Below are 23421 nucleotides of genomic sequence, written 5' to 3' on the forward strand. Positions count from 1 at the left end.
TTATACAAAGATGAACATAGTTACAAAGCGTTTATAAAAATGGTATTAAAAAATGTTCTTTATGTTGGTAGTTAGGAAAGTGAATTAAAAACCTTACTTAGATATAACACGGTGAACCTTGTCACAAATATTCATCAAGCTCATTTCCATAATGCTGTTCATCACAGTGACAAAAAGCTTTTATACTTTTAAACCATCTATAATATATTTTTATTTGCCTTCGGTACCAAATAAGCAGGCATTTCCTCGTCGAGCTCCCAGACAATACTCATTGGTTTACTTCCTGAATGCTTGATATACTTGGCTGTTCCTAAAAAGATAAAAGGGGACGCGATGCTTCCTTTTACTTTTTTGTATTCCCTGACAAACAGGGCAATTTTGCTGCCGTTTTTACGGTGGTGAATGTATCGTTGACTGGTCGGGCTTTCTTCACTTACCCGGCTTTGTGTCTGCCAGTGAAAGAGTTTTTCATTAATCGCATAATCCTCGTAAAGAGTGGAGGGGGAGAAGTCCTTTTCTGATTTGTTCAGCGTAATGAAGAAGATGTCCAAGTCCTTGTCTTTAATGTGTTTGACTCCTTCACGAAAGGCCGGGCTTTTTTCCTCGCTGTAAAAATCAAATCCTGCAAGGATCTGGGCTGTTGAGTACTGGCTGTGAACCTGAAGCGGGCATGGGAACTGAAAGTTTGATTCCAGCTCAATTGTTTCCAAATTATCATAAAGGACAGCTAAAATCTGTTCTATTTCATAAACAAATCCCGGGTGTTCGAGAATTTTTTCTGTTCCTTCATGAATAGAAGAGAACCCTTCTTTTTCAGGATGACGTTGATAAAAAGAATAATAAAACATGTTGATCATAAGTTCCTGTTCTTTACTCTCTATTTGTCTATCTTTAATATACTTTCTTAAAAATGCCAGCAGCTTCTGAGAATTCAGGTGAAGCAAGTTGGGGAGGCGGCTTGTAAGCCACTTCTCTTTTTCATAGTAAAAATCATCAATAAGGTCTGCTTCAGCTGACAGTCGAAGAAAGCTTCGATCCTTATTTCCGCCATAAAAATCATAGAGGTCAAGATGATAATGTGTAAGAACGTTATTCAGTGTTACAGGCCAGCCGGTATCCTGTTCAAAGGTCTTCAGCTTGGATATAAGATTGCCTTTCGTGTTTGTGGAAGAGCGAATGTTTCTTAGGATATATTCTTTAGCCTGCTTTTCCAGTTGAACAAAACAGCCTTTCGGTATGTTGAAAAAGCCATTCTCAACATAGTGTTGAACGGAATGTTTGGACTTACCGATTAACGATCGCAACTTTTCCTCATAGGAATAGTTCAGGTGAGCTTGTCCGACGAAGTCCAAAACAGTTAGACACTCTTTATCTTCATGAAGCCGAAGACCACGGCCTAGCTGTTGAAGGAAGACAGTTAAGCTTTCGGTTGGCCTGAGAAACAGGATCGTATTAATTTCCGGTATGTCGACGCCTTCATTGTATAAATCAATGACGAAAATAAAATGAATTTTCCCGGATACAAGCATCCTTTGCGCTTCTGAACGAACTTGATGTTTTGAGCCTCCATGCAACGCGATGGAAGGGATACCCGATTTGGTGAAAAAGTCAGCCATATACTCTGCATGAGTAATTGAAACACAAAAGCCCAGTCCTTTTACATCACGGACATCGGTCACATATTTCTGGAGACTTTTGATGATCTGGCTGCTTCGTAAATCATTTGACGTATACACGTGCTCGAGAGCTTTTGTGTCGTATCCTCCTCTTGACCATTTGAGATCTGATAAATCAACAGTGTCTGTTACACAAAAGTATTGGAAAGGACTTAAAAGTTTCTGGTTTATGGCTTCCGTCAGCCTCATCTCAGCAGCAATATGGTGATCGAAGTAAGGCAGAATACTTTTTCCATCCATCCGTTCCGGTGTTGCGGTCAGTCCCAGGAGAATGTCCGGTTTAAAATGAGTGAGCAGTGTTTGATAGGAGTCGGCAGCTGCATGGTGAAACTCGTCGACAATGATCATATCGTAAAAATCATGCGTGATGTGCTGGTGAAGCTCTTTACTGTTTAAACTTTGGATACTCACAAAGAGATGATCAAAGGAAGCAGGGTGGTGGGAGCCTGTGAGCATGTCACCAAAGTCCGTTTCCCGCAAAATCGTTCGAAAGGTTGCGAGACTTTGTTTCAATATTTCTTCACGATGAGCCACAAATAATAGTTTAGCAGGCCCGTTGGTTAACTTACGGTACCGTTTATAATCAAAAGCAGAAATCACCGTTTTGCCAACACCGGTAGCAGCTACGAGAAGGTTTTTATACCGGTGATGAACCTCACGCTCAACGTGAAGCTTCTCCAGGATCTCTTTTTGATAATAATAGGGCTGGATATCAAACAAGTATTGAACAGCGGTCTCAGCAACCGAGGCGCTTTTATCCAGTGCCAGCTTCAAAGTTTTTTGGTCTTCCTTATTTTCATGATGAAACGGTTTGAATTCCCGGTCATTCCAGTAGCTTTCAAAAGTGGCTTCACATTTTTTCAGTACATCAAAAGAATCCTTTTCTGTTATTTTCAAATTCCATTCCAAACCAGAGGTGAGAGCAGGGTTTGAAAGGTTGGAAGAACCGATATAAGCTGTACTGAATCCCGTTACTCTTTTGAAATGATAGGCTTTTGCATGAAGTCTAGTTCGTTTTACGTCATAAGAAATGCGGATGTCTATGTTGGGCAGCCGACTGAGCTCCTGTATGGCTTTATAATCCGTTGCCTCCATATAGGAAGTGGTGATAACTCTGAGGCTTCCTCCATTTTCAGTAAAGGTCTTCAGTTCATCCAGAATAATACGGAGACCGCTCCATTTAATAAAGGAAACAAGCATGTCAATCGAATCAGAGGAGAGGATTTCTTTTTTCAGCTCCCCCAGCATGTTTGGCTCATAGCTGGAACCAGTGAACAATGAGCTCTCCGAAATAGGTGTAACCGGACGAATGACCTCTTGCTTCTTTATACTTCTCGTAGTATTCATCTTCCAGTAAATATGGGTTAACACTTCACCTTCTTCGGCTATCTGTAATGAATCAAACTCGCTTTCATCCAGCCTCTGGTTCAGCAGTTGAATAATCTCATTACAGGTTTGAATCTGTTTAAGCAAGGCATTGCCATCATCCTTTTCCCGCTCACGAACATGCTGCAAAGCCTTTCTTGTAACAGAACTAATGTAAGATGATAAAACCTTTCTCGCCTCTTCCACATCCAAAGGTATACGGCCAATATCAATATCCGAATCCGATTGAGCTAACTCTTTATACAGTTTCTGGCTGATGATCTCTTCATAGATCCCCTGTTTCATCATTGCAGGTGTCCTTTCATTGATTCTGGATTTATTTGGTATGATTGTACCAGGTGCAATCCGTTGTTACCACACGTTTCCTTTGATTTGAGAGATTTATAGCAAAAAAGAAAAGACCTTCTCATGAGAATGAGAAGATCTTTTAAAGTTTTATTAATAATGAAACAAGGTTTGATAGAATTATTGAATTTCTACTCCATTTACAAATAGTGTACCGGTACTTGAAACAAGCTCGACACTTTTAACTTTATGGCCTGAGTTTCCAGGGAATTCATCACCAACTTCAGGAATGTTTCCTTCCGTAGTCTCGTTAGCAAATCCTTCTAGATAAAACCCAGTAACTTGTTTCGCCTTTCTAGTGTCGTAATCAACATCACTTGAAAAAGTTGAAGTTCTTTTGTGCTCAACAGTGTGGGTTTTTTCTCCTCTAGTTCCTTCACCTGTGGTCCACTCAACTGTAATTTCATATGTGTCTACTGATTGATAGGTAAATTCAAGTTTATCAGCATTTTGCTGTAATTGTGAATTATTGTACCCCAATGCAGACTGGACATCTCCTTTACCTACAAAGCCCTGTCCATTAGAATAATCGATTGTTCCCCCTGCAAATGCTGAACCGATAAATAATGACATTGCCAATGCTCCTGCTGTTAATCCCGATATAATCTTTTTCATCATCATTTCTCCTCTTAAATAAATTATTATTCTCAAAACTTAAGTAAGAGGGCCGGTTACACCACTGGCTTCATATAACCCAAGGTGTCCAATTAAGGGTTATACTTCATCGCTTCCCTTATATAATGCCTAAGACTTTGATCCTTATTTTCTGTGGCCACTGAGAAAATAATGGTGCAATGTCTCTAATTTGAATTATATATGGGTGTAATGAAAATAGGTACAAAATAATATCGACAAATATTTACATATTTAATTAATCTTTACCATATTTGAAAGAGTGGCTCATCAAGCACAGACGTACCCTTTACCTAAACCCCAAGTGACAACCCCTTCACACTAGGCTATAATAGGACCGTTGTGATCACCTTTCAACTGAAGAAAGGGGTTTTTTTATGATTCAATTGCATCACGTAAATAAACGGTTTGAACAGTTTGAAGCGATCAAAGACGTGTCGCTTACGATCGATAAAGGCGAGATATACGGTATTATCGGCGCGAGTGGGGCGGGGAAGTCGACGCTCCTTCGGTTAATCAATCTGCTGGAGGTTCCGGACTCGGGAGCGGTGGAAGTGAACGGTCGGGGTTTGACCAAACTTCGCGGGAAGAAGCTTCGTGACGCCCGGAAATCGATTGGAATGATCTTTCAAGGGTTTAACCTGGTAGCCAATAAAACGGTCTATGAAAACATCGCTGTGTCACTTGAGCTCTCCAACTACCCGCGAAAAGAACGGCGGAGCAGGGTGGAGGAGTGTCTTCGCTTTGTCGGGCTTGAGGACTTTATGAAAAAGTACCCGGCCCAGTTAAGCGGAGGACAAAAGCAGCGTGTGGCCATTGCTCGGGCACTGGCGAACAAGCCCGAGTTTTTGTTGTGCGATGAGCCAACGTCGTCACTGGACCCGAATACGACGGCTGAAGTGCTCAAAGTACTGGAAGACGTGAACAAGCGGCTTGGTGTAACGATTGTGATTGTGAGTCACGAGATGGACGTGATTAAAAGCTTATGCACGCAAGTGACCGTCATGGCGAACGGGGAAGTGTATGAGACGGTGAGAACAAAGCCCAAAGGCGTCCAGCATATCGACAACAATCCAAAGTACTTCGTAGACCAGCTCGCCAAGGATGGAGAAGTGGACCGTGACTGACATTCTCGTTCAATATAAAGCGCAAATATGGCAGGCCATCGGTGAAACGTTCATTATGGTGGGCGTATCCATCCTCGCCGCGGTCTTGCTTGGCTTACCGGTAGGAACGCTGTTGTTCTTATGCAGAAAAGGAAATCTTCTTGAGAACCGAGCGGCCTTTTCCACGCTAAACCTGTTGGTCAATATCATCCGGTCGTTTCCGTTTTTGCTTTTGGTCGTGTTCTTGATTCCTTTTACCCGGTTCATTATCGGAACGGCGATCGGAACAGCGGCGGCGACAGTCCCGCTGGCGATCATTGCGATTGCCCATTACTCCAGGCTCGTGGAACAAACCCTGTTGGACGTGCCAAAAGGGGTATTGGAAGCGGCCGTTTCCATGGGAGCATCGGTGAAGTCTGTGATTTTTAAGTTTTTGTACGTGGAGGCCCGCTCTGGGCTTGTGGTTGGACTGACCACGTCCACAATCAGCTTTATTTCCTACTCGACGATTATGGGTGTCGTCGGTGGCGGCGGGATCGGAGACTTTGCGATCCGCTTTGGCTATCAGCAGTTCAAAACCGAGTTAATGATGTATATGATCGTGATTATGGTTATCCTTGTACAGACGATTCAATTTACGGGGATGACTATAGCAAGAAAGATTGATAAAAGGTAATACACAGGAGGAAATACGATGAAAAAGCTATTTTTACTCATGACGATGAGTGTGTTCTTTTTGGCTGCTTGTGGTGGTCAGGAAAATGAAGGAAACGATACAGAAGAAGCGCAGGACGAGCCCGAAGAAGAAGTGACATTAACGGTGGCTACTTTGATCCCGCCGATGACGGAAATCCTTGAGCTGGTTGAACCAATGCTGGCAGAGGAAGACATTAACCTTGAAATAGAAGTACTTGGGGATAATGTTCAGCCTAATACGGCTCTTGCCAACGAGGAAGTGGATGCAAACTTCTTTCAGCACGTTCCTTATATGGAGGAGTACAACCGTAACAATAATGCAAAGTTAGAGCCGATTACAGAAATCTACTTCGCTAATTACGGCGTTTATTCGGAACAATATGATTCAATGGATGACCTGCCGGAAGGTTCCGTCATCGCCATTGCAAATGACGCTTCAAACATCGACCGCTCTTTGGCATTACTGGACCAGCATAACGTCATCACACTGGAGGAAAAGACGGGTAACTATTACACCCAAGCAGACATTATTGAAAACCCGAATAATTATGAATTTGAAGAAGTGGACCTGCTGATGCTGGCGAGAACGTACGATGATGCCGATGCTGTTGTCATGACACCGGCCTATGCGGCACCTCTCGGGCTTACTCCAAAAAGCGATGCCCTTCTCACTGAAGGAACCGATAACGAGTTTGCGATTACGCTGGTGGCCCGTGAAGACAATGCGGACTCCGAGGCCATTCAAAAGCTGGCTGAAGCCATGACAAGTGATGAAGTACGTGAATTTTTAGAAGAAAACTACGATGAGACTGCCATTCCGGCGTTCTGACTATCATCGTAACAGGGTATTCGTGTTGTGTTTTACAGCGAATGCCCTGTTTTTTTTTTGAGCAGGGTAAGCCGGTGTGAAAATATATTCTTATTTGATAGAAGTTAACAATCTCCCAGGTACTGTCCTAGCGTCGGGTTTATCTGCTTTATCTATGAAAACATCAGTAATAAAAGAATCATACTCATTTTCGTTAGCTCCTTAAAAGGATCTGAAGTTATCTGTCCATACCATTTTCACATCTCAGAATATAGTATTAAAAAGGTTCTATATTCCAAGAGGTGAGAACGTAAATGGAGATCGTGATTAAAAGAATTAACTATAAAACGGCCCTCTCAGTAAAAAATGCCTATAAAGCAGAAGGTCTGAAATTAAGAGATTTTAAAGGGATGTCCTGGCTGGGGGCTTACGATAACACTACATTAATTGGTGTTGTTGCCTTTCGCAGAACAAAGAAAGGTATTGTTTTTAAAAGTGATATAGTGCTGAAAGAATATCGGGGTATGGGGATTTATAGAAAGTTGTTTACTGAAAGGTTAAAGAGAATAAAGAAAATAAAGGGAACTGGATCCAAAAGGATGTACGCTTATTGTACCCAAAGCAGTCTATCGCTCTTTCTGGAATATGGATTTGTAAAGAAACGTAAAGTAGGTCGATACACCTATGTAGAATACAATAATATAAAGTAATAAAGACTGCCCCGACTTCAATTGAGGGCAGTCTTTCCTAATCTCTTCCTTTGAGTTTCCTATAAGAATACTGCTGAGAATGATAGGATTATCAGCAGTGATGCGCTGAGGTTTATAAATACTCAGATGAAGAATTTTTTTATTAAAATGTTAAGTGTCTTTTCTAACTCAGGAAATTCAATTGTTGTTTTAAAAGTACGCAGCTTCATTGTGTTTACGTCAAAGGTCTTCATAATGTTATTCTATAACAGCGTCTTTTTTACAGGGATGAATTTAATTTTACAACTGAAGAGGGTTTCTTAGAGTTTCCCATTTATCCTGCTTCAAACACGTGAAACGCCATACCGTAGGGGTCTTCAATCATGACGCTGGTTTCGCTGTATGTTTTAGTGACCTTGCATCCTTCTTGAATTAACAGGTCGATAGCCGGTTGGAAGTCATCGACAGCAAATTCAAAGAAGGTACGTGATTGTGAAGGGTGGTTTTCTAAAAAGAAATGAGTTTGATTAATCGAAAGTTTTGCTTCGTTTTCGTTAATAGTATTGAGTTCCATGCCAATCACATTTTGGTAGAAGTGAAGGGCGTTTTCATAATCATTAACTTGTACCGCAACATTATTGGTAAGTTGGAAAGGTGATTTTTTATTTATTTTTTTCTCAGGATGATAGCCTTCGGACTCTGTAGGGAGGAGATCGAATAATGACCAGACAACGCAGTACTCATCTCCCGGTCCAAACCTGGAGGAGGTGTGGTGAAAGAGGTTTTGATCCTTATCCTTTGTAAAAACAGAAACCCCGGGGGAGGTAAGGTCATCTTTTTTAAAGCCTGTATCTTCAGTAAAGGTGTTGTTTGTGGTTGAAATCATGGGAAAAATCCAGCTCCGTTCAGCTGAGATGTCTTCCTGCACCGAAGGAAGATCAGGAGAGGCAACGACAAAGGCGGCTCTTTTTCGAATATGGTGATAGATACTGTTAAACCCATCAGCCCACATCGTGCAGTATGAACAGCTTTTTCCCATATTGTGAATCACAATTAATTCATCGTGGTCGCCAAACAGGTCGAGGATGGTAACTTCCTTATCATTAGAGGATAAAAAACAGTAGTTTCGGACAGGCTCTCCCTGGATCTGCCTGCGTAATTGCTTTATTTTCCGCTTCTTCTCCAGCAGTTCTTGTTCCAGCTGCATGATTTCATTTTTAATGGTCTCCATTATCTTCCTCCCATTTTTGCAGTTTACAGAAATGTCAATTTTGGTTTATTTGCTTATACCATTCAACGCTGATGTGTTATCACCTTTATTTTTACAAAAAAATGCAAATGAAAAAAGCTGCACGTGAGACTTGTCCCAGTGCAACTTTTTTATATCTAATGTAAATTAAGACACAATCCGCTCTTTCTTTTCTTCTTTCTCCTCCCAGCACTCCGTGTTTTTAATACCGAGTCTGGAAGCGTTGAAGGTCGGATTGAGGCCTTGTTTCCGTTGTGCTTGATAGTCTTTTAGTGTTTTAACCGCAATTCCGCTTAAGAGGGCGATAGCCGCAAGGTTAATGATGGCCATCAGACCCATGAAGATATCCGCAAGCTCCCAGACAAACCCGAGACTTGCAACGGCTCCGATCATCACAAAACCCATCGTGGCGAAGCGGTACAAATTAAGAACCGTTTTGTTATCTTTAATAAACTGAATGTTTGTTTCCCCGTAATAGTAGCTTCCGATAATGGAACTGAAAGCAAACAGGAAGACGGCAACTGCGATGAAAATGCTCGCCCAGCCGCCGATTTGCGTACTCAGTGACGTCTGGAGAAGATTAATTCCTTCCTCATTTCCTGCCTGGGAAAGGTCGGTTGAAATGAGAATGATAAAGGCAGTAGCGGTACACACAACTAACGTATCGATATACACACCCAACGTTTGAATAAACCCTTGCTTGGCAGGGTGGGAAACATGTGCCGTCGCTGCTGCGTTAGGGGCACTACCCATACCAGCTTCATTCGAGAAGAGTCCCCGTCTCACTCCGTGCATAATGGCAGCTCCGATACCACCGCCGACAGCCTGCTCAAGACCGAATGCACTGTTTACGATCAGGCTCAGCACGGCTGGAAGCTGGGAAATGTTCGTTACTAAAACAAAAAGAGCGACAGCAATGTAAAGAACAGCCATAATCGGTACGACCACACTCGTTACGTTTGCGATCCGGTGCACACCGCCAAAAATGACGATACCGGATAGAATGACAAGGACAATACCTGTTGCTGTTGTATTGAATCCGAAGGCCCCTTCAAAAGCTGCGGAAATCGTATTACTCTGGACCGAGTTAAAGATAAGTCCGAAGGTAAAGGCGATAAGAACCGCGAAGATTACACCAAGCCATTTTTTGTTGAGGCCTTTTGTAATGTAGTAGGCAGGTCCGCCCCGGAATGTCCCGGGCTTGTCTTTGTCTTTTACTTTATAGACCTGCGCGAGGGTGCTCTCAATAAAGCTGGTAGCGCCTCCGAGCAAGCCTACAACCCACATCCAAAAGACAGCACCGGGACCGCCGAGCGTAACAGCTACAGCCACACCGGCAAGGTTCCCCGTCCCGATTCGTGTAGCCGATCCGATACAGAAAGATTTAAATGATGATATCGATTTTTCTCCCTTTTTAGCTTCAGGGGATTTCTCGAAGATGACTCTTACCATTTCTTTTAAGTAACGAAACTGAATGAATCCTGTTTTATACGTAAAGTAGAGGCCAAGACCCAATAAACCGTAAATTACAAAGTAAGACCAGATAATGTCATTTAACATATCCATGACGTTTTGCATCCCTCCTGTATTTTCAGAAAATTATTTATTTATCATAGAATACTTTGTGTATAAAATCAACACGATTCGACAAAAAACTACATAATTCTAGTTAATCACTTTTGTAAACAACCCACACATGACCGTCTTCACCTATCAAAACGTCTATTTCTTTCCCTTCTATTTCATAAGGAAATTGCAGATCCTCCAGAGCATCTGAGATCAGTTCACTTTTATAGCAGTGCCTTCCACTGGGCATTTAGTTTCACTTCTAAACTCGAGCTGTCTTATTAAATCCTTGATTTTTGCCGCCATTGGGCCGTCCCATATTACCAATGTATACGCCGTCAGATGCTGTTTTGAGATTATTTTTCTCGCAATCTTGTGTTTCCATTTTTTTATTGACTTGCCGTTGAAAAAATCTATGACATTGTCCATTTATTTACTCACTTCTTTATTTTGTGCAACATACATATGGATAACGTGAACATCTATAGAGACAAAAAGAGAGCAACACAAAGGGATTATCCCTTATGCGTTGCCCTCACTGACGACATTACTTTGCTTTAACTTCACTTATAAAAGCATGAGTATTTCCTTCTCCGTCCTTAAAAAAAGTCATCCATGTTTCCGTATCTCCCATTTTAGCGACCAGATGCGGCTCATCAATAAATACAACGCTCTTTTGCTGTAAATCTTCATAAGCTTTTCGGATATCTTTAACCGTGAAATAGATAACCGAGCTTGGGTGATCAAACGCTTTTTTTTCCGGCATGGTCAGCATGAGCCTCAAGCCTTCACAGTCAAAAAAGGCCATGCTGCCGGTGCTGAACAAGAGGGGGAGACCGAGTTTTTCTTTGTAAAAGCGTACAGCCCGTTCGATTTCTTGAACAGGGATGCCGATCTGTCCTACCTTTTGAATGGCTGATTCCATAGGTGACCGCTCCTTTCCAATCTACCGTTAATGGATTCGCCAGGGAAAGAAGATTTCCTTTTATTATTAAATGGGCCAATCGTGTTTGTGATAGGCCATGTCAAAAAACATGTATTCAAGGCGGCAGGCAGTAAGGAAGTGGGAGCGCATTTTCTCACGCTCCTCGTGACCGGCTTTTTCAGCGAGTTCATCGAGCCATTCGGTTGTCTGGTTAATCCGGGGCATCTCCTGAGCTCCGTAAAAGGCGATCCAGTCATAAAAAAGGTGGTTTTTGTTATGATTGATTTCTTTGATCATCCGCTCACCGATATCGAGGTAAATCCACGGGCAGGGAAGGGCTGCGGCCAAAGCCTCTCCCAAAGTGCCGTTACTGGCTGTCTGCATCATAAACTGGCTGTAGTGGTGGGCGACGGGAGCTAATGGCTGCCCTTGAAGATCTTCAAATGACACACCGGCCACGGAACAGAAATTATTGTGTGGATGGGTTTCATCGTTAAGGATAAAGCCGATGCCCTCGTTTAGCAGCGTCATCTCTTCTCGGGTTGTACATTTCGCCATTGTCAGCGCCCTTGTCTGAATCATGGCATTTAAATACTCGTAATCTTGCTTTACATAGTGAATCAGCTGTTCTTTTTCCAGTGTTTCGTTACGAATTCCCTGAACGAAGGGATGTTCGTAAACCTTTTGAAATAACGGGTCTGCTTCTTCTCGCAATTGTTTTGTAAAACTCATCGATAATGCCCTCCTTTTTATTTTACAAGCTCCAGTTGTAAGGAAGGAGGTACTAAAAAACGCCCTTCTCATGAGGATAAGAAGGGCGCGGATCGCAAATAGGCATGCTGAAGTACTGCGATACCACTTCCCTACGCTAGTATGAACTAGATCAGGTTCAAAGGGATCAAGCCATGCTTGTCTCAGCCCTTGCCCGGGCACCCCTAGTGGAACTTGTATATGAAACTACTTGAAGCATAAATGAACAGAGGTGGAAAATCAAGCCATTCGGTTTCTTTATGAACGAATACACAGACTGACAGGAACAAAGGGCTAAATTACTGAAAATAAAAGGATGATCGCTTCATTTTCAAGAATAAATGACAGTAGGTAATAAAAACCATTATAAATTTGGAGGAAAGTATGGACGTTTCAGTAAAACAACCACATCCTGCATTGGCTCCATGGGTAGAAAGCTATTGGAGTGTCGATCTTGATCAAGGTAATAAACAGAAACAGGAAACGATTCTTCCAAATGGAAAAGTAGAGATGATTTTTGCTCTTAAAGGAAATTACAATGTGACAAACCGGAAAACCAGGCAGGTAAAGGAAGCCTGGTTGTCAGGCATTCATCATGAACCGTTAAAGATAGAGTATGTAGGTCAGTCGTCTCTTATTGGAGTGAGATTTTATCCTCAGGGCCTTTTTCCTTTCTTCAACCTTCCCATTCATGAAACCGTAAATGCCGTAGAAAACCTGAGTGATTACTGGGGGACGTTTTATGAACAATTATATGAACAGATAGCATCTGCAAGGAATAATGACGAGATCTTTACTTTGCTTGATACTTTTTTGCTTTTGAAGCTTAATGAGCAAAAAACAAAGTCTCATGTTGTGCTAACAGCACTTATAGATAAGATCAGAGGTGAACCCTTACTGTCCCTAAAAGATTTAGCTCTATTAATGGGGTTTTCACAACGGCATGTCTCGAGGATTTGTAAAGACCATGCAGGTGTCAGTCCGAAGGTTCTTGCACAAATCTACCGGTTTGAAAGGGCCTGTAGTCATTTATACACTCATTCAGACTCTTCAATGGATGTTTCAACGGTCATTGAGCGGCTCGGATACTATGACCAGTCCCACTTCAATAAAGAATTTAAGCGATTCTCAGGAATGACACCGAAGGAATACCGGTCACGGGCCATTGCAGCCCAAAACTTTCTCTAACCCCTATTCACAAAAAATGATGAAAGCGATGAGCACGCAGGCTGCACCTTCATTTTCTGTACTCTAAAGGAAGTGAAACCAGCAACAATCTATGGAGAATCATCTTTCGTATTTGTAAATCTTCGCAAAGCAATGCAAAAAGATGTCCGATTTTTACAATACTGGCTATGACCATTTATTTTAAAATAAGAAGAGTGAAGCAAGGAAGTAAGAGAATAGGCCTGGAAGAGGAGATGCAGATGGATTTTCAGCAATCGATGGAATCAATTAATTATCTGGCAGTATTAGTGGCAGCTTTATCCGCCTTTTTTATCGGTGGACTATGGTATTCCGTGGTATTCGGTAAAGCGTGGATGAAGCTGAACGGCTTCACCGAGGATACTTTTAAAAAAGGGAATATGGTAGCCATATTCGGGGGAGCCTTTGTGCTGTCCTTTGTCATTGCCTGGGTGCTTGTTGTGTTTCTTGGTCCTGAGAGGAATGCGGCGATTGGAGCTACGGCAGGATTTATGGCAGGGCTTTTCTGGGTGGCGGCTGCTATGGGTATTACCTATTTGTTTGAACGAAAACCGGTAAAACTTTTTCTTATTAATGCCGGGTACCATGTTGTGACGTTTACGCTGATAGGCTTTATTTTAGGTGTTTGGCGTTAAAGGGAAATTCTCCTTTTGATGTGGAAAGAAGGGCTGTCTCCACTTTGGGTGAGACAGCCCTTCTAGCTTTTAGTCTTCCTTTTTGAACCCTTCCGTAAAAATCCGAATAGGTCTGGTAAGTCTCCAGGACCTGCTGTTCAATACATCATCCAAACGTTTTTTCATATAACGCCGTACTTCTTCAAGCACTTCAATGCGATGTTCAAGCTGCTTTAGCTTGAGGTTTTTATCCGCCTCTTTATTCATCTTTTTCACCTCTCCGTTTATGTTCAGTACCAGCCGCTCAAGCTCTTCCAAAGCGGGCAGCATAGTGGTGGATATTTCGGTTTCTAAATCCTTCTGTCCGAACTTTTGAAAGTAAAACACAATCAGAGAGTAAAGAAAGAACACCCTCTCAACCGAGGAAAGGGAACCTCCCGTTTCTTTATCCTGTATATAAAGACTGTTGACTTCCTCAAATGGTAAGCGGAGACTCGTTACGTACCTTGCAGTATCAATAAAGCGAGGACCGACGGTATACGTTGTCCAATCGATAATCTGCGGTGATGAATCCTCATTATTTATAAGGACATTCTGGTAGGCAAAATCCCCGTGTAGCAAAGAATAATGTTCATCGGGCACCATTTGTCTGTAGAGCTGGTTGGCCATGATGGCTTTTTCCAGCCTCGTTATGACCTGTTGAACCGCTTCAGGGTAGTTGTGCTGTTTCATGATGGTATGAAGGGATAAAAACAGCTTCTTGTTGTAAGATTCCTTATGGATTTGAGTGAAGAAATGAACGACAGAGATCGCCCGGCCCTTTTTAAACTGATAAACGTATCGCGGAGGGGCGTACTTACGGATGATATCGTTATAGGAAACACGCGTAAGTTTGTGTGAAGCCCTCACGACCTGCTGTGCATGCTTTTTATCGCTGGGGGTGGCATTGATCATCTCAATCGTCAGATAGCTGAGACCGTCAAGATGCCGGGTGTTCACAAAACCCGGCACCAAGGCTTTAAGCTCAGGGAAATCGGAACACACCTCCATATAAAAAGACTCCTCCCTGGCAGCTCCGTTCTTTTTCCCGGTCAGGGCAGAAATCTTCGTGAAATAGCGATGATGCGCATTTTCATGAAGAATAGCGCCAAAGTTATTTTTACCGTCTACATAGCTGTAATGGGATGTGTATGAAGAAGACGAGTAGGGAAAACTGTCCTCAATTTTTTCAATTAATGAAGAAAAGGATGTAAGGTGATTTCGTTCAAGTGCCTTTTTATATGTTTGTCTTGCTTTGGAGTAGTCATCAAGAAAGGAGTAGGTCCGTCCCATGCGAAAGAGGTAATCAGGTTTCCCGGGGTCTGATTTCACCAGTTTCTTTGCAACTGATTTTGCTTTTTTCCATTCAGCGGTAAAGTCATAATGCTGGTGCAGCTCCACTAAGAGAGTTTCGCTTTCCGGAAACTGGTTTAACCCCTGTTGAATAACAGTAAGGGACCTTTTCGGGTGTCCGCTAAAACGCAGTGCCCGTGCCAGGAGTTGAAACACCTGATCAGGAGCGGTACCTTTAGATTCTTTTATGTATGTTTCGTAGCACGCAATGGCTTTTTTCCATTCCCGCTTACGGTGGTGCTGCTTCCCTTCATCAAGCTGATTCACGTTCGTCACTTCCTTTACATCTGTAATTTAACCGGAAGGAAGAGAGGCTGTCAATTAGAAGGTGGAAAGACCTTGGACAAAGTATATCCATGCCTTTACAATGGAAGAAAGTAAACATAACGGAGTGATAACCATGTCTCAAGTGATCGTTTATTCAACGCAAAACTGTGTGGAATGTGACATCGTCAAGCAAATGCTCAAGGAAAACAACATTGATTTTGAAGTGCGTGATGTGATGAGCAGCCGTGAGTATCAAAAAGAAGTAGAAGGGTTCGGCATTATGGGAGTACCGGTAACGGTCTTTGAAGGCGAAGCGGTTAAAGGGATGAACCCTGAACTTCAAACGCTGGTTGAAAAGATCAAACAAACACAATAGAACATCATCAAAGAGGACTGACCAAACTACTGCTGGTGGGTCCTTTTTTTTGTCTTTGTTTCACGTGAAACAGAATTGGGATAGGCTTTCAGGCATATATTTGATTGGATTTGTCTTTCATAACTGAACAGAAGAGAGAAAAATAAAATATGTTTATGAAGTGGATAAAATTCAGAATAGTCAAACGTATTAGGCTATTTATGAAGTATAATGGAAAAAAGTAGAACTTTTCCATTGGGAGGATGCGGGGATGGAGCGGTTTGAAGCACAGTTAAAGCAGATGAAGCTGGCACAGGAGCAACTGACGAAAGAGTATGAAGCGCTTTTAATTGAATTCGAATCCAACGACGTCATTGGGGAAAATACGAAGCTTCGGGAAATGGCAAGTGAGTATAAAAGACGGGCGGACCGCTTAGGCAAAGATCACGAGAAGCTTAAAGAAGAAAACCAAAAAATGCGAATGGCTTTGCAGGAACAGATGTTAAACGAAAAGTGGAACATTGTGAGCATCTCCAAAAAGAAGGTGCAAACCTATTTTGGCGAGGGAATGAAACCTCACGAAAACAGGCTCACAAACCTTGAACATGAGTCCCGGAGTAAAATAGCTGATCTCCGTAAGCGTGCCGAACATGAACTCGATGGTTTGAGCCTGGAGCTCTCAGCAAAAATGAAACAGCTTTCCAAGGAAGTTGAGGAGAATATCAGAATCCATAAAGAAGCCCTTCTTTTAAAGGAAAGAGAATGGAGGCAGGAGAACAGCGCGGCTTTCAATGCGATTGGAAATGAGCCGGTTTCAGAAAAAGTAATGCAGAAAAGAATGAAACAAAACCAGCTTGAAATGCTGATCGGTCTCAACTGGATTAATAAGATCGGGATTATTCTGATTGTACTTGGGGTCGCTGCGGCTTTCAGGCATTCTTATACAAACTGGTTTACAGAAGAGCTGAAAGGGGCAACGTTTTTTGGGCTGGGACTGATGATGCTGGCCGGGGGAGAGTGGCTCATTCGTAAACACAAGAAAACCTTTGGTTTGGGCCTTATAGGCGGAGGGACAGCTGTTCTGTATGGTTCGGTTTTCTTCAGTTATTTCCTCCTCACTATTATCGGGCTGTACACAGCTCTTGGTCTGTCAGTTGCCGTAACTGCTGCAGCGGTTTTACTTTCTTTGCGTTACAGCTCAAGAACGGTGATCTCCCTGGGACTTGTGGGAGGCTACATTCCTTTTTATTCTTATATGTCCGCATTCGGGCTTGAAGGGTTTTCGGTCTATGCAGCGATGCTGTACCTGATTATTTTAAATGGTGCTATACTCTGGATATCTTTTAAGAAGCGGTGGAACATTGTCAGCTATATCAGCTTTGCCTTCCACATTCCGGCGTTTCTTATCCTGATTGCGCTGGCGGGAAGTGCGGGAATCAGCATGATTTACGCTGTGCTCACATTTGCGGTCTATACAGTGGTGACGCTCGGGTATCCGTTCATTCACAAGCAAAAGCTCAGGTGGATGGATGTGACGATGCTCGGATTAAACACAGTCCTTGGATGTTCTGTGATGTATTATTTGTTTTACGATCTTAATTGGGGCAGTTTTACGGGTATACTTGCCGCCCTCTTTTGTGTTCTTTACGCCGGGTTGGGCAAATTCGTTGAAAAGAGAGTGCCCCGGGAAAAACAAGCCAGGATTTTGTTTTACGGAACGGCGGTTACATTTGCTGTGCTCGTGATCCCGTTCCAGTTTGAAGCAGAATGGTTCGTCCTGGGGTGGCTGATTGAAGCCTTTGTCTTAATCGTTTATGCGAACCGGGAGAAACTTCCGAACCTTGAACGGGCGGGCTGGGGTATCCTTTTCTTAACAATGGCGGCGTTTATTATGGAAGTGCTGTATATTACGGCTTCACCCTGGGGGATGTCTGAGTCCTTTAATCTTAGATATTTTGCTGTAACAGCCGGGCTTCTCACGTTAGCGGTCTATTACGCTCGTAAACGTCTGGAAGGAACAGGAGTATTCACTTGGATGAAAGAGCTGCCAAGAGCTGTAAAGTACGTGGCCGTGTTTAACCTTTGGATGTATGCCATCTATCAGAGCAGTTACTATTATCATGAGTGGGTTCCCGTGGCGTTCAGCTACTTTACTTTTTATCATTATCTGATGGTCGCATTCATTACAATCGGGACCGGCTACGTTCTCTCCCGTTGGAAAGTCCTTTATGATCAGGTCATCGGGTATTTCAGCACATTTCTTTACGGATTTGGAAGCTTTATCGGATTCATCATTACCCTCACAATGCCGGTACTTGAGCCTGTGATTACGGAAAATACGACTGTGAACGTGATGGCACTGGGGCTTTTGGTTGCGTTTAATATTTTGGTCTTCTTGATAGGACGGGAGCTGCTGGGAAGATTTCTGCGTGACCGTTACTCAGGCCTCTTTCCAACAATACTGGCTGTCTATTTCCTCATTGTTCTTGGCGCATTCGTAACTGTCCAATTCCAGCTCGGGGACGTTGGTTTTGTATTCAGCTCCATCTTTTTAGTGGTAGCGGTGGGTTACATTCTTTACGGGTTTAAAAAGAAGTACGTCTATATACGCCGGATCGGTCTTGGGTTGACCCTTTTTACTACGGGAAAGCTGTTTTTATACGATCTGTCGTTTTTAACCGAAGTAAGCCAGATTGCTGCCTACTTTGTTTTTGGAGTAACCTTGCTCGGGATCTCGTATATCTATCAAAAAGTATCAAGCAGCTATCAGGATATGGGGGAAGGGATGTAAATAAATATAGGAGCCGTGGCAGGGAAAGAATTCAAGCCACGGCTTTTTTTAATAAATCATCAGGAATTTTCTTTTACTCCCGACATTTTAACCACAAACAATCCGTCCCCTTCAAGGTAATCGGCGTACATGACGTTGCGGGGTTCGTAGATTCCCCGGGCACTGAGTTCGTTTGTGAGCCAGGGACGGGTCAAGCCCAGCTCCTGAAGGTTATCCTCAAGAACCTCCCCGTCTAAAATGACGCTCACAGGGAGGTAGACAGGAGGTTCCTGAAGCTTCAAGTCTTCAATGGTGACTTTTTGATACTTTGATTTTTTCAGTATGCTGATGCCGCCGTTTGATTCAAGAATAGCAAACGCGACCTCTCTCACAGAGAAAACTTCGCTCTGTCTGAGAAGGCTCATAAGCTGGTTGAGGTTCATCCGGTTTTTCTTCAGCTCTTTGCGGTCAATCTTCCCATCACGAATGACAATCGCAGGCTTTCCTTCCAACGGTCCCCTCAGCCCCTTCAACTTCAATAGTCCTTTTTCCATAATCACAAGGAGAATTCCCCATAGGAAAATCGAGTAGACGACGAAATAAACAGGAACGTTTTGTTCAAAGACGGCATTCCCAAGAAGCTCAGACAATACAATTGCTGAAACAAAGTCAAAAGGAGTGAGCTGGTTGATGGTCGTTCGTCCAAGCAGTCTTGTAATGAGAAAGAGAAAGAAGAATCCGAGAATGAGTTTGATTGTCATATCAAGAAAAGAAGGCTCCATGAGATGTTCTCTCCAAACGGGAAGTTTTTTCTAGTATTCTCATTTTTGGAGCATTTTATTCGCAAGAATGATAGATATGCATGACTAAATGTTTAATGAGTATACCCTTACGTCAGTTTATGTGTGATGAAGCTCCGCTGAACGCCATCCGCTCGCTTTCTGCGACGGTGCCGGCAGGGAGAAAGAACCTTGCTTTTTCCTCTAAAAGTAACGCTTCGAAGTGTTATGCGTCGAAGCAACTCGCATAGGACTCACGATGTTTTGCTAGTCACTGTCGCAGGAGTCTCGCTGCTGGCGTTCAGCTGCGCATTACACTTCCGGTTTAGTAAAAGATATTTACTGACTTATAGGGGTACTCATTAAATGTTTTAACTGATCTGCTGTTTAGCCTGCCCTGCTTACTTCCATATTCCCCTCTTCCTTATTTCTTCTGAATACAATCAGGAACATGACGGTAGTCATAATCGAAACGATACCAATAATAACTGCCATATGTGATAAACCAATAATATCGAGCATGGCTCCTGTCATGATCAAGACAGCTTGAAAAATAACCCTGTCCAACATATTTCTAAATGAGAAGAACCGGCCGTGGAACTCTTTCGGTACTTTCGTTTGGAAGATAGTGGCTGCCGCAGGGAAGAAGCATCCTACCGCAAATCCAAAAAGAATGAATGCAAAAATGGTGATCACAGGAATATGAGCAAAGTAGAGGAGCAACTGAGAAGCCCCGACTAAAAATGAACAAAAGAATAGAATGTGGTAGTGTGATTGCTTTTGACTGATCCATTTCACAAAAAAGGCACCAAGCATGAAGGCAGTACCTTCAGCAGCATAGAGTGCCCCTTTTATTTCTGCACTGTTTTGGATTTCACTTATATTTATCACCATTAAGTTAAACCCTCCTAAAAAAAGGAGAGGAATAACGGCCATTGTGAGTGTCATATAAACGATTGGCATTCTTTTTATGACCGGGAAGACGTCTCTAAACGATGTTTCCATTTCTTCTGTGCTGTTGTGTTTTTGTCTCGGGTTCTCTTCTTTAATGGTCAGAAACAACGTCAATATAAATAGGGCCATGTATGCGATTAATGATGCTAAATAGAGCATAGTCAAGGAGATGACGACGAGGAGGGCACCAGCTGCAGCTGTTCCTCCTATCCGTGACAGGGTAGACACGTTCATATATACACCATTGAGTTCCATCAGGTCTTTTTCCGGCACAACAAGGGGGATCGCTGCTTGCAGTGCAGGAAAATAAAAAGCTGCTGAAAGCTGAATAGTAATAAGAAAAACGACCATCCATAAGACGGACTCATTATGTATTGCAACAAACATAAAACAAACGCTGATGGAACGAACAAAGCCTGCAGCGAGCATCACCGTCTTTTTCTTCAAACGATCTGTTATCCGTCCGGCCCATGGTCCTATAGCTATACCTGCCACAAGACCGGAAGCAAGAATGAGAGACTTCATAAAATCAGAGGGAACAAGAGTCTGCATAAACTCCAGGTTTCCTATAATCCCTAACCATAATCCCACACCTGCGACGAACTCTCCTATTAATAAAATCCATACGTTTTTATTTTTCCACATGGTTCCATCCTCACAATTCTAAAACTTTGTTGAAAATGATAATCGTTATCAATTATAATAACAGACATTTGTATATAGCGTAAGGAGGAAAAGTAATGTTTATTCAATTGAAAACAATCACAGTAGTAGAGGGTCACAGTGAGAAAATGGTAGAGAGGTTTGCCGGGAAGGGAATTATTGAAGAACAGCCATGATTTATAGATCAAAGTGTACTTAGAAAAAAACAACGTCGGAGAAATGAAGAAGTGATTGTCATGATCCGGTGGGAGTCTGAAGAGGACTGGAAAGCCTGGGAAACAAGTGATGTACACCTTGCAGGACACAGGGAAAACCGCGGTAAACCAAAACCCTCTTTTATCGTCGAAAGCAAGCAGGATGTCTATCACGTACTCAGTCAAAAGGGAGCTTCTCTATAAATTGTTTGAGAGGAATAGGAGGAGAATCAATTGAGTGTGTTTCATGTTTCATCTTTTTCTCTAAAGCAGGGAGAGCAAAGAAGAATCAATCTTTGGCTGAGCTGAGAAGAGTAGAGTAGAGAAAACTTCACTCTGTATCAGAAGGCTCATAAGCTGGTTGAGGTTCATCCGGTTTTTCTTCAGCTCTTTGCGGTCAATCTTCCCATCACGGATGACAATCGCAGGCTTTCCTTCCAACGGTCCCCTCAGCCCCTTCAACTTCAATAGTCCTTTTTCCATAATCACAAGGAGAATTCCCCATAGGAAAATCGAGTAGACGACGAAATAAACAGGAACGTTTTGTTCAAAGACGGCATTCCCAAGAAGCTCAGACAATACAATTGGTGAAACAAAGTCAAAAGGAGTGAGCTGGTTGATGGTCGTTCGTCCAAGCAGTCTTGTAATGAGAAAGAGAAAGAGAAAGAAGAATCCGAGAATGAGCTTGATGGTCATATCAAGAAAAGAAGGCTCCATGAGAGGTACTCTCCAAACGTAAAGGGTTTTCTTTAGTAATTACAGACTTAGAGAGTTGTATTCTTGGAGATTGATAGAGGGGGAGGTTTTTATGGAGAACTTTTGTGGATTTATGGAGAACTTTGGACGATTTATGCAGACTTAGCGGAAGTTTATGGAGAATTGCTGGTTTATTATGCAGACTTTCAGCCGATTTAAAGAGAATACGACATTTTTCGATACAAACTGGAAGAAGCACGAGTACCTCTGCCGGCCCCCGTGCTTCTTCTAAAATACTACAACACCATCCTCAGGAAATCCTGAGTACGCGGGTTCTGAGGGTTATCAAAAATCTCCTCCGGTTTGCCTTCTTCCATGATTTTTCCCTGGTCCATAAAGATTACACGGTCGCCCATCTCCCGGGCAAATCCCATTTCGTGTGTAACAACGACCATGGTCATTCCTTCTTTGGCAAGATCTTTCATGGCTTCCAGAACGCCGCCGACAAGCTCGGGATCGAGAGCCGAAGTAGGCTCATCGAAGAGCATTACTTTTGGATTCATGGCAAGAGCACGGGCAATGGCGACACGCTGCTTTTGTCCGCCGGATAAGCTTCCTGGATACACATGAGCTTTATCGGAAAGACCGACTTTTTTCAGTAAGGCAAGAGCCAGTTCTTCGGTTTCGGCTTTTTTCATTTCCTTCACTTTTAACGGCCCAAGCATGACGTTCTCAAGGACAGTCATATGAGGGAACAGGTTAAAATGCTGAAATACCATACCTACACGGGATCTGAGTTTATTGATGTTCACTTTTGGATCGGTCAGCTTCTCTCCGTCAATGACAACTTCACCTGAAGTAATTTCTTCAAGCATATTAAGACAGCGGAGAAACGTACTTTTCCCTGATCCGGAGGGGCCGATAACACAGACCACTTCTTTTTCTTTCACATCTGCGTCAATGCCTTTTAATACTTCCAGGTCACCAAACGACTTATGTAAATCTCTGACTTGTATCATTATACGTCCAACTTCCTTTCAATACGCCTCAGTATTACCATGGCCGGTATTGTAATTACCAGATATGCAAGACAAAGCATGATATACGGTACGAACGGACTCGCTGTGGTGCTTACGTACTGTCTTATAAGATAGGTTACTTCATTTAATGAAATAATCGCAAAGATTGATGTATCTTTCAAACTGATGATGAACTGGTTTCCAAGTGGCGGGATCATGCGGCGGAATGCCTGCGGCCAGATGATATACCGCATCGTCTGGGAAGAACTCAGGCCGATCGAGCGGCCGGCCTCGGTCTGTCCTTTATCAATGGATTCGACACCACCGCGTACAATCTCAGCGATATAGGCACCTGCGTTAATCGCGATGGCAATAATACCGGCTGTGACAGCACTGAAGTTAATACCGACAAAATCAGATATACCAAAGTATAAAAAGAGTGCCTGCACGAGAATCGGTGTCCCGCGTACAAGCTCGATATAAACGGTCGCAATGCCGTAAATGATTTTGTTATTGGACAGCCTCATCATTCCGGTGAGGGCTCCGATAATAAATCCGAAGAAGAAGCCGGAGAACGTGATGAAGATGGTTAATTGTAACCCTCGGTAAATAAAAGGGAGGGTACCTGAAATATGCGGGCTTAAAAAATCGAACATCCTGTTTTAACCTCCCGTATGAAAGTA

22 protein-coding genes, 1 pseudogene and 2 riboswitches are annotated in these 23421 nt (G+C 42.8%); of the genes and pseudogenes, 10 read left to right on the forward strand and 13 right to left on the reverse strand.

The features are described 5' to 3' along the window. Nucleotides 1-197: 197 nt before the first annotated feature. Nucleotides 198-3350: a DEAD/DEAH box helicase gene (locus JSY36_RS06520; protein ID WP_205165772.1), complete on the reverse strand. Its 3153-nt coding sequence runs from the start codon at nt 3348-3350 to the stop codon at nt 198-200. Nucleotides 3351-3527: 177 nt separating this feature from the next. Beyond that, the gene (locus JSY36_RS06525; protein ID WP_205165773.1) at nt 3528-4022 is read right to left on the reverse strand and encodes a hypothetical protein; all 495 of its coding nucleotides are present in this window, start codon (nt 4020-4022) and stop codon (nt 3528-3530) included. 41 nt (nt 4023-4063) lie between these two features. After that, nucleotides 4064-4148, reverse strand: a riboswitch (cyclic di-GMP riboswitch). Nucleotides 4149-4417: 269 nt separating this feature from the next. On the opposite strand from JSY36_RS06525, the gene JSY36_RS06530 reads away from it, so the two are divergent. The 4 genes from JSY36_RS06530 (at nt 4418) to JSY36_RS06545 (ending at nt 7360) form a co-directional block, all read left to right on the forward strand. After that, the gene (locus tag JSY36_RS06530) at nt 4418-5167 is read left to right on the forward strand and encodes a methionine ABC transporter ATP-binding protein (protein ID WP_205165774.1); all 750 of its coding nucleotides are present in this window, start codon (nt 4418-4420) and stop codon (nt 5165-5167) included. Further along, entirely contained in the window at nt 5160-5822 is a 663-nt protein-coding gene (locus JSY36_RS06535; RefSeq protein ID WP_205165775.1) for an ABC transporter permease subunit, read from the forward strand. The genes JSY36_RS06530 and JSY36_RS06535 overlap by 8 nt, the downstream gene beginning before the upstream one ends. Before the next feature lie 18 nt (nt 5823-5840). Further along, nucleotides 5841-6671 (forward strand): MetQ/NlpA family ABC transporter substrate-binding protein, encoded by an 831-nt coding sequence (locus tag JSY36_RS06540; protein ID WP_205165776.1) that lies wholly within the window; start codon nt 5841-5843, stop codon nt 6669-6671. 293 nt (nt 6672-6964) lie between these two features. Next, nucleotides 6965-7360: a GNAT family N-acetyltransferase gene (locus JSY36_RS06545; RefSeq protein WP_205165777.1), complete on the forward strand. Its 396-nt coding sequence runs from the start codon at nt 6965-6967 to the stop codon at nt 7358-7360. A 313-nt stretch (nt 7361-7673) separates the two neighbouring features. Here the strand turns inward: JSY36_RS06545 and JSY36_RS06550 are convergent, their stop codons facing one another. The 5 genes from JSY36_RS06550 to tenA form a co-directional block, all read right to left on the reverse strand. Then, nucleotides 7674-8570 (reverse strand): DUF899 family protein, encoded by an 897-nt coding sequence (locus JSY36_RS06550; RefSeq protein ID WP_205165778.1) that lies wholly within the window; start codon nt 8568-8570, stop codon nt 7674-7676. Nucleotides 8571-8735: 165 nt separating this feature from the next. Beyond that, a complete protein-coding gene (locus JSY36_RS06555) occupies nt 8736-10166 on the reverse strand; it encodes an alanine/glycine:cation symporter family protein (RefSeq protein ID WP_205165779.1) in 1431 nt (476 codons plus the stop codon). 91 nt (nt 10167-10257) lie between these two features. Then, nucleotides 10258-10404 (reverse strand): hypothetical protein, encoded by a 147-nt coding sequence (locus tag JSY36_RS06560; RefSeq protein WP_205165780.1) that lies wholly within the window; start codon nt 10402-10404, stop codon nt 10258-10260. A gap of 297 nt (nt 10405-10701) precedes the next feature. Beyond that, complete coding sequence (locus JSY36_RS06565) at nt 10702-11079, reverse strand: VOC family protein (protein ID WP_205165781.1); 378 nt, start codon at nt 11077-11079, stop codon at nt 10702-10704. A 66-nt stretch (nt 11080-11145) separates the two neighbouring features. Continuing rightward, complete coding sequence (gene tenA, locus JSY36_RS06570) at nt 11146-11811, reverse strand: thiaminase II (RefSeq protein ID WP_205165782.1); 666 nt, start codon at nt 11809-11811, stop codon at nt 11146-11148. A 111-nt stretch (nt 11812-11922) separates the two neighbouring features. Beyond that, nucleotides 11923-12026: riboswitch (TPP riboswitch) on the reverse strand. 187 nt (nt 12027-12213) lie between these two features. Between tenA and JSY36_RS06575 the strand changes: the two genes are divergently transcribed. Together JSY36_RS06575 and JSY36_RS06580 are read left to right on the forward strand one after the other, a co-directional pair. Beyond that, nucleotides 12214-13017 carry an AraC family transcriptional regulator gene (locus tag JSY36_RS06575; protein ID WP_205165783.1) on the forward strand — a complete coding sequence of 268 codons (804 nt, stop codon included), beginning with the start codon at nt 12214-12216 and terminating at the stop codon, nt 13015-13017. Nucleotides 13018-13256: 239 nt separating this feature from the next. Continuing rightward, nucleotides 13257-13670 (forward strand): DUF1761 domain-containing protein, encoded by a 414-nt coding sequence (locus JSY36_RS06580; RefSeq protein ID WP_205165784.1) that lies wholly within the window; start codon nt 13257-13259, stop codon nt 13668-13670. 69 nt (nt 13671-13739) lie between these two features. On the opposite strand, the gene JSY36_RS06585 is transcribed toward JSY36_RS06580, so the two are convergent. Next, nucleotides 13740-15308: a phosphotransferase gene (locus tag JSY36_RS06585; RefSeq protein ID WP_205165785.1), complete on the reverse strand. Its 1569-nt coding sequence runs from the start codon at nt 15306-15308 to the stop codon at nt 13740-13742. Between the two features lie 133 nt (nt 15309-15441). Here JSY36_RS06585 and JSY36_RS06590 point away from each other — a divergent pair, with 133 nt between their 5' ends. After that, entirely contained in the window at nt 15442-15684 is a 243-nt protein-coding gene (locus JSY36_RS06590) for a glutaredoxin family protein (RefSeq protein WP_236784645.1), read from the forward strand. Between the two features lie 250 nt (nt 15685-15934). Beyond that, nucleotides 15935-18454, forward strand: a complete 2520-nt coding sequence (locus JSY36_RS06595; protein WP_205165786.1) for a DUF2339 domain-containing protein — start codon at nt 15935-15937, stop codon at nt 18452-18454. 59 nt (nt 18455-18513) lie between these two features. Here the strand turns inward: JSY36_RS06595 and JSY36_RS06600 are convergent, their stop codons facing one another. Together JSY36_RS06600 and JSY36_RS06605 are read right to left on the reverse strand one after the other, a co-directional pair. Continuing rightward, nucleotides 18514-19215: a DUF421 domain-containing protein gene (locus JSY36_RS06600; protein WP_205165787.1), complete on the reverse strand. Its 702-nt coding sequence runs from the start codon at nt 19213-19215 to the stop codon at nt 18514-18516. Between the two features lie 384 nt (nt 19216-19599). Then, the gene (locus tag JSY36_RS06605) at nt 19600-20811 is read right to left on the reverse strand and encodes an MFS transporter (protein WP_205165788.1); all 1212 of its coding nucleotides are present in this window, start codon (nt 20809-20811) and stop codon (nt 19600-19602) included. 95 nt (nt 20812-20906) lie between these two features. On the opposite strand from JSY36_RS06605, the pseudogene JSY36_RS06610 reads away from it, so the two are divergent. Beyond that, a pseudogene (locus tag JSY36_RS06610) lies at nt 20907-21227 on the forward strand (antibiotic biosynthesis monooxygenase family protein). A 60-nt stretch (nt 21228-21287) separates the two neighbouring features. On the opposite strand, the gene JSY36_RS06615 reads toward JSY36_RS06610, so the two are convergent. Further along, on the reverse strand, nt 21288-21740 hold the full coding sequence (locus tag JSY36_RS06615; RefSeq protein ID WP_205165789.1) for a DUF421 domain-containing protein: 453 nt from the start codon (nt 21738-21740) through the stop codon (nt 21288-21290). Nucleotides 21741-21803: 63 nt separating this feature from the next. Between JSY36_RS06615 and JSY36_RS20645 the strand changes: the two genes are divergently transcribed. Continuing rightward, nucleotides 21804-21938, forward strand: a complete 135-nt coding sequence (locus tag JSY36_RS20645; RefSeq protein ID WP_272873267.1) for a hypothetical protein — start codon at nt 21804-21806, stop codon at nt 21936-21938. A 77-nt stretch (nt 21939-22015) separates the two neighbouring features. Here JSY36_RS20645 and JSY36_RS06620 read toward each other — a convergent pair whose 3' ends face one another. Continuing rightward, complete coding sequence (locus tag JSY36_RS06620; protein WP_205165790.1) at nt 22016-22738, reverse strand: amino acid ABC transporter ATP-binding protein; 723 nt, start codon at nt 22736-22738, stop codon at nt 22016-22018. Then, nucleotides 22738-23394, reverse strand: a complete 657-nt coding sequence (locus JSY36_RS06625; RefSeq protein ID WP_122899902.1) for an amino acid ABC transporter permease — start codon at nt 23392-23394, stop codon at nt 22738-22740. The genes JSY36_RS06620 and JSY36_RS06625 overlap by 1 nt, the downstream gene beginning before the upstream one ends. Nucleotides 23395-23421 lie beyond the last annotated feature (27 nt).

The sequence above is a fragment of the Alteribacter salitolerans genome (assembly GCF_016901055.1).
Taxonomy (GTDB): Bacteria; Bacillota; Bacilli; order Bacillales; family Salisediminibacteriaceae; genus Alteribacter; species Alteribacter keqinensis.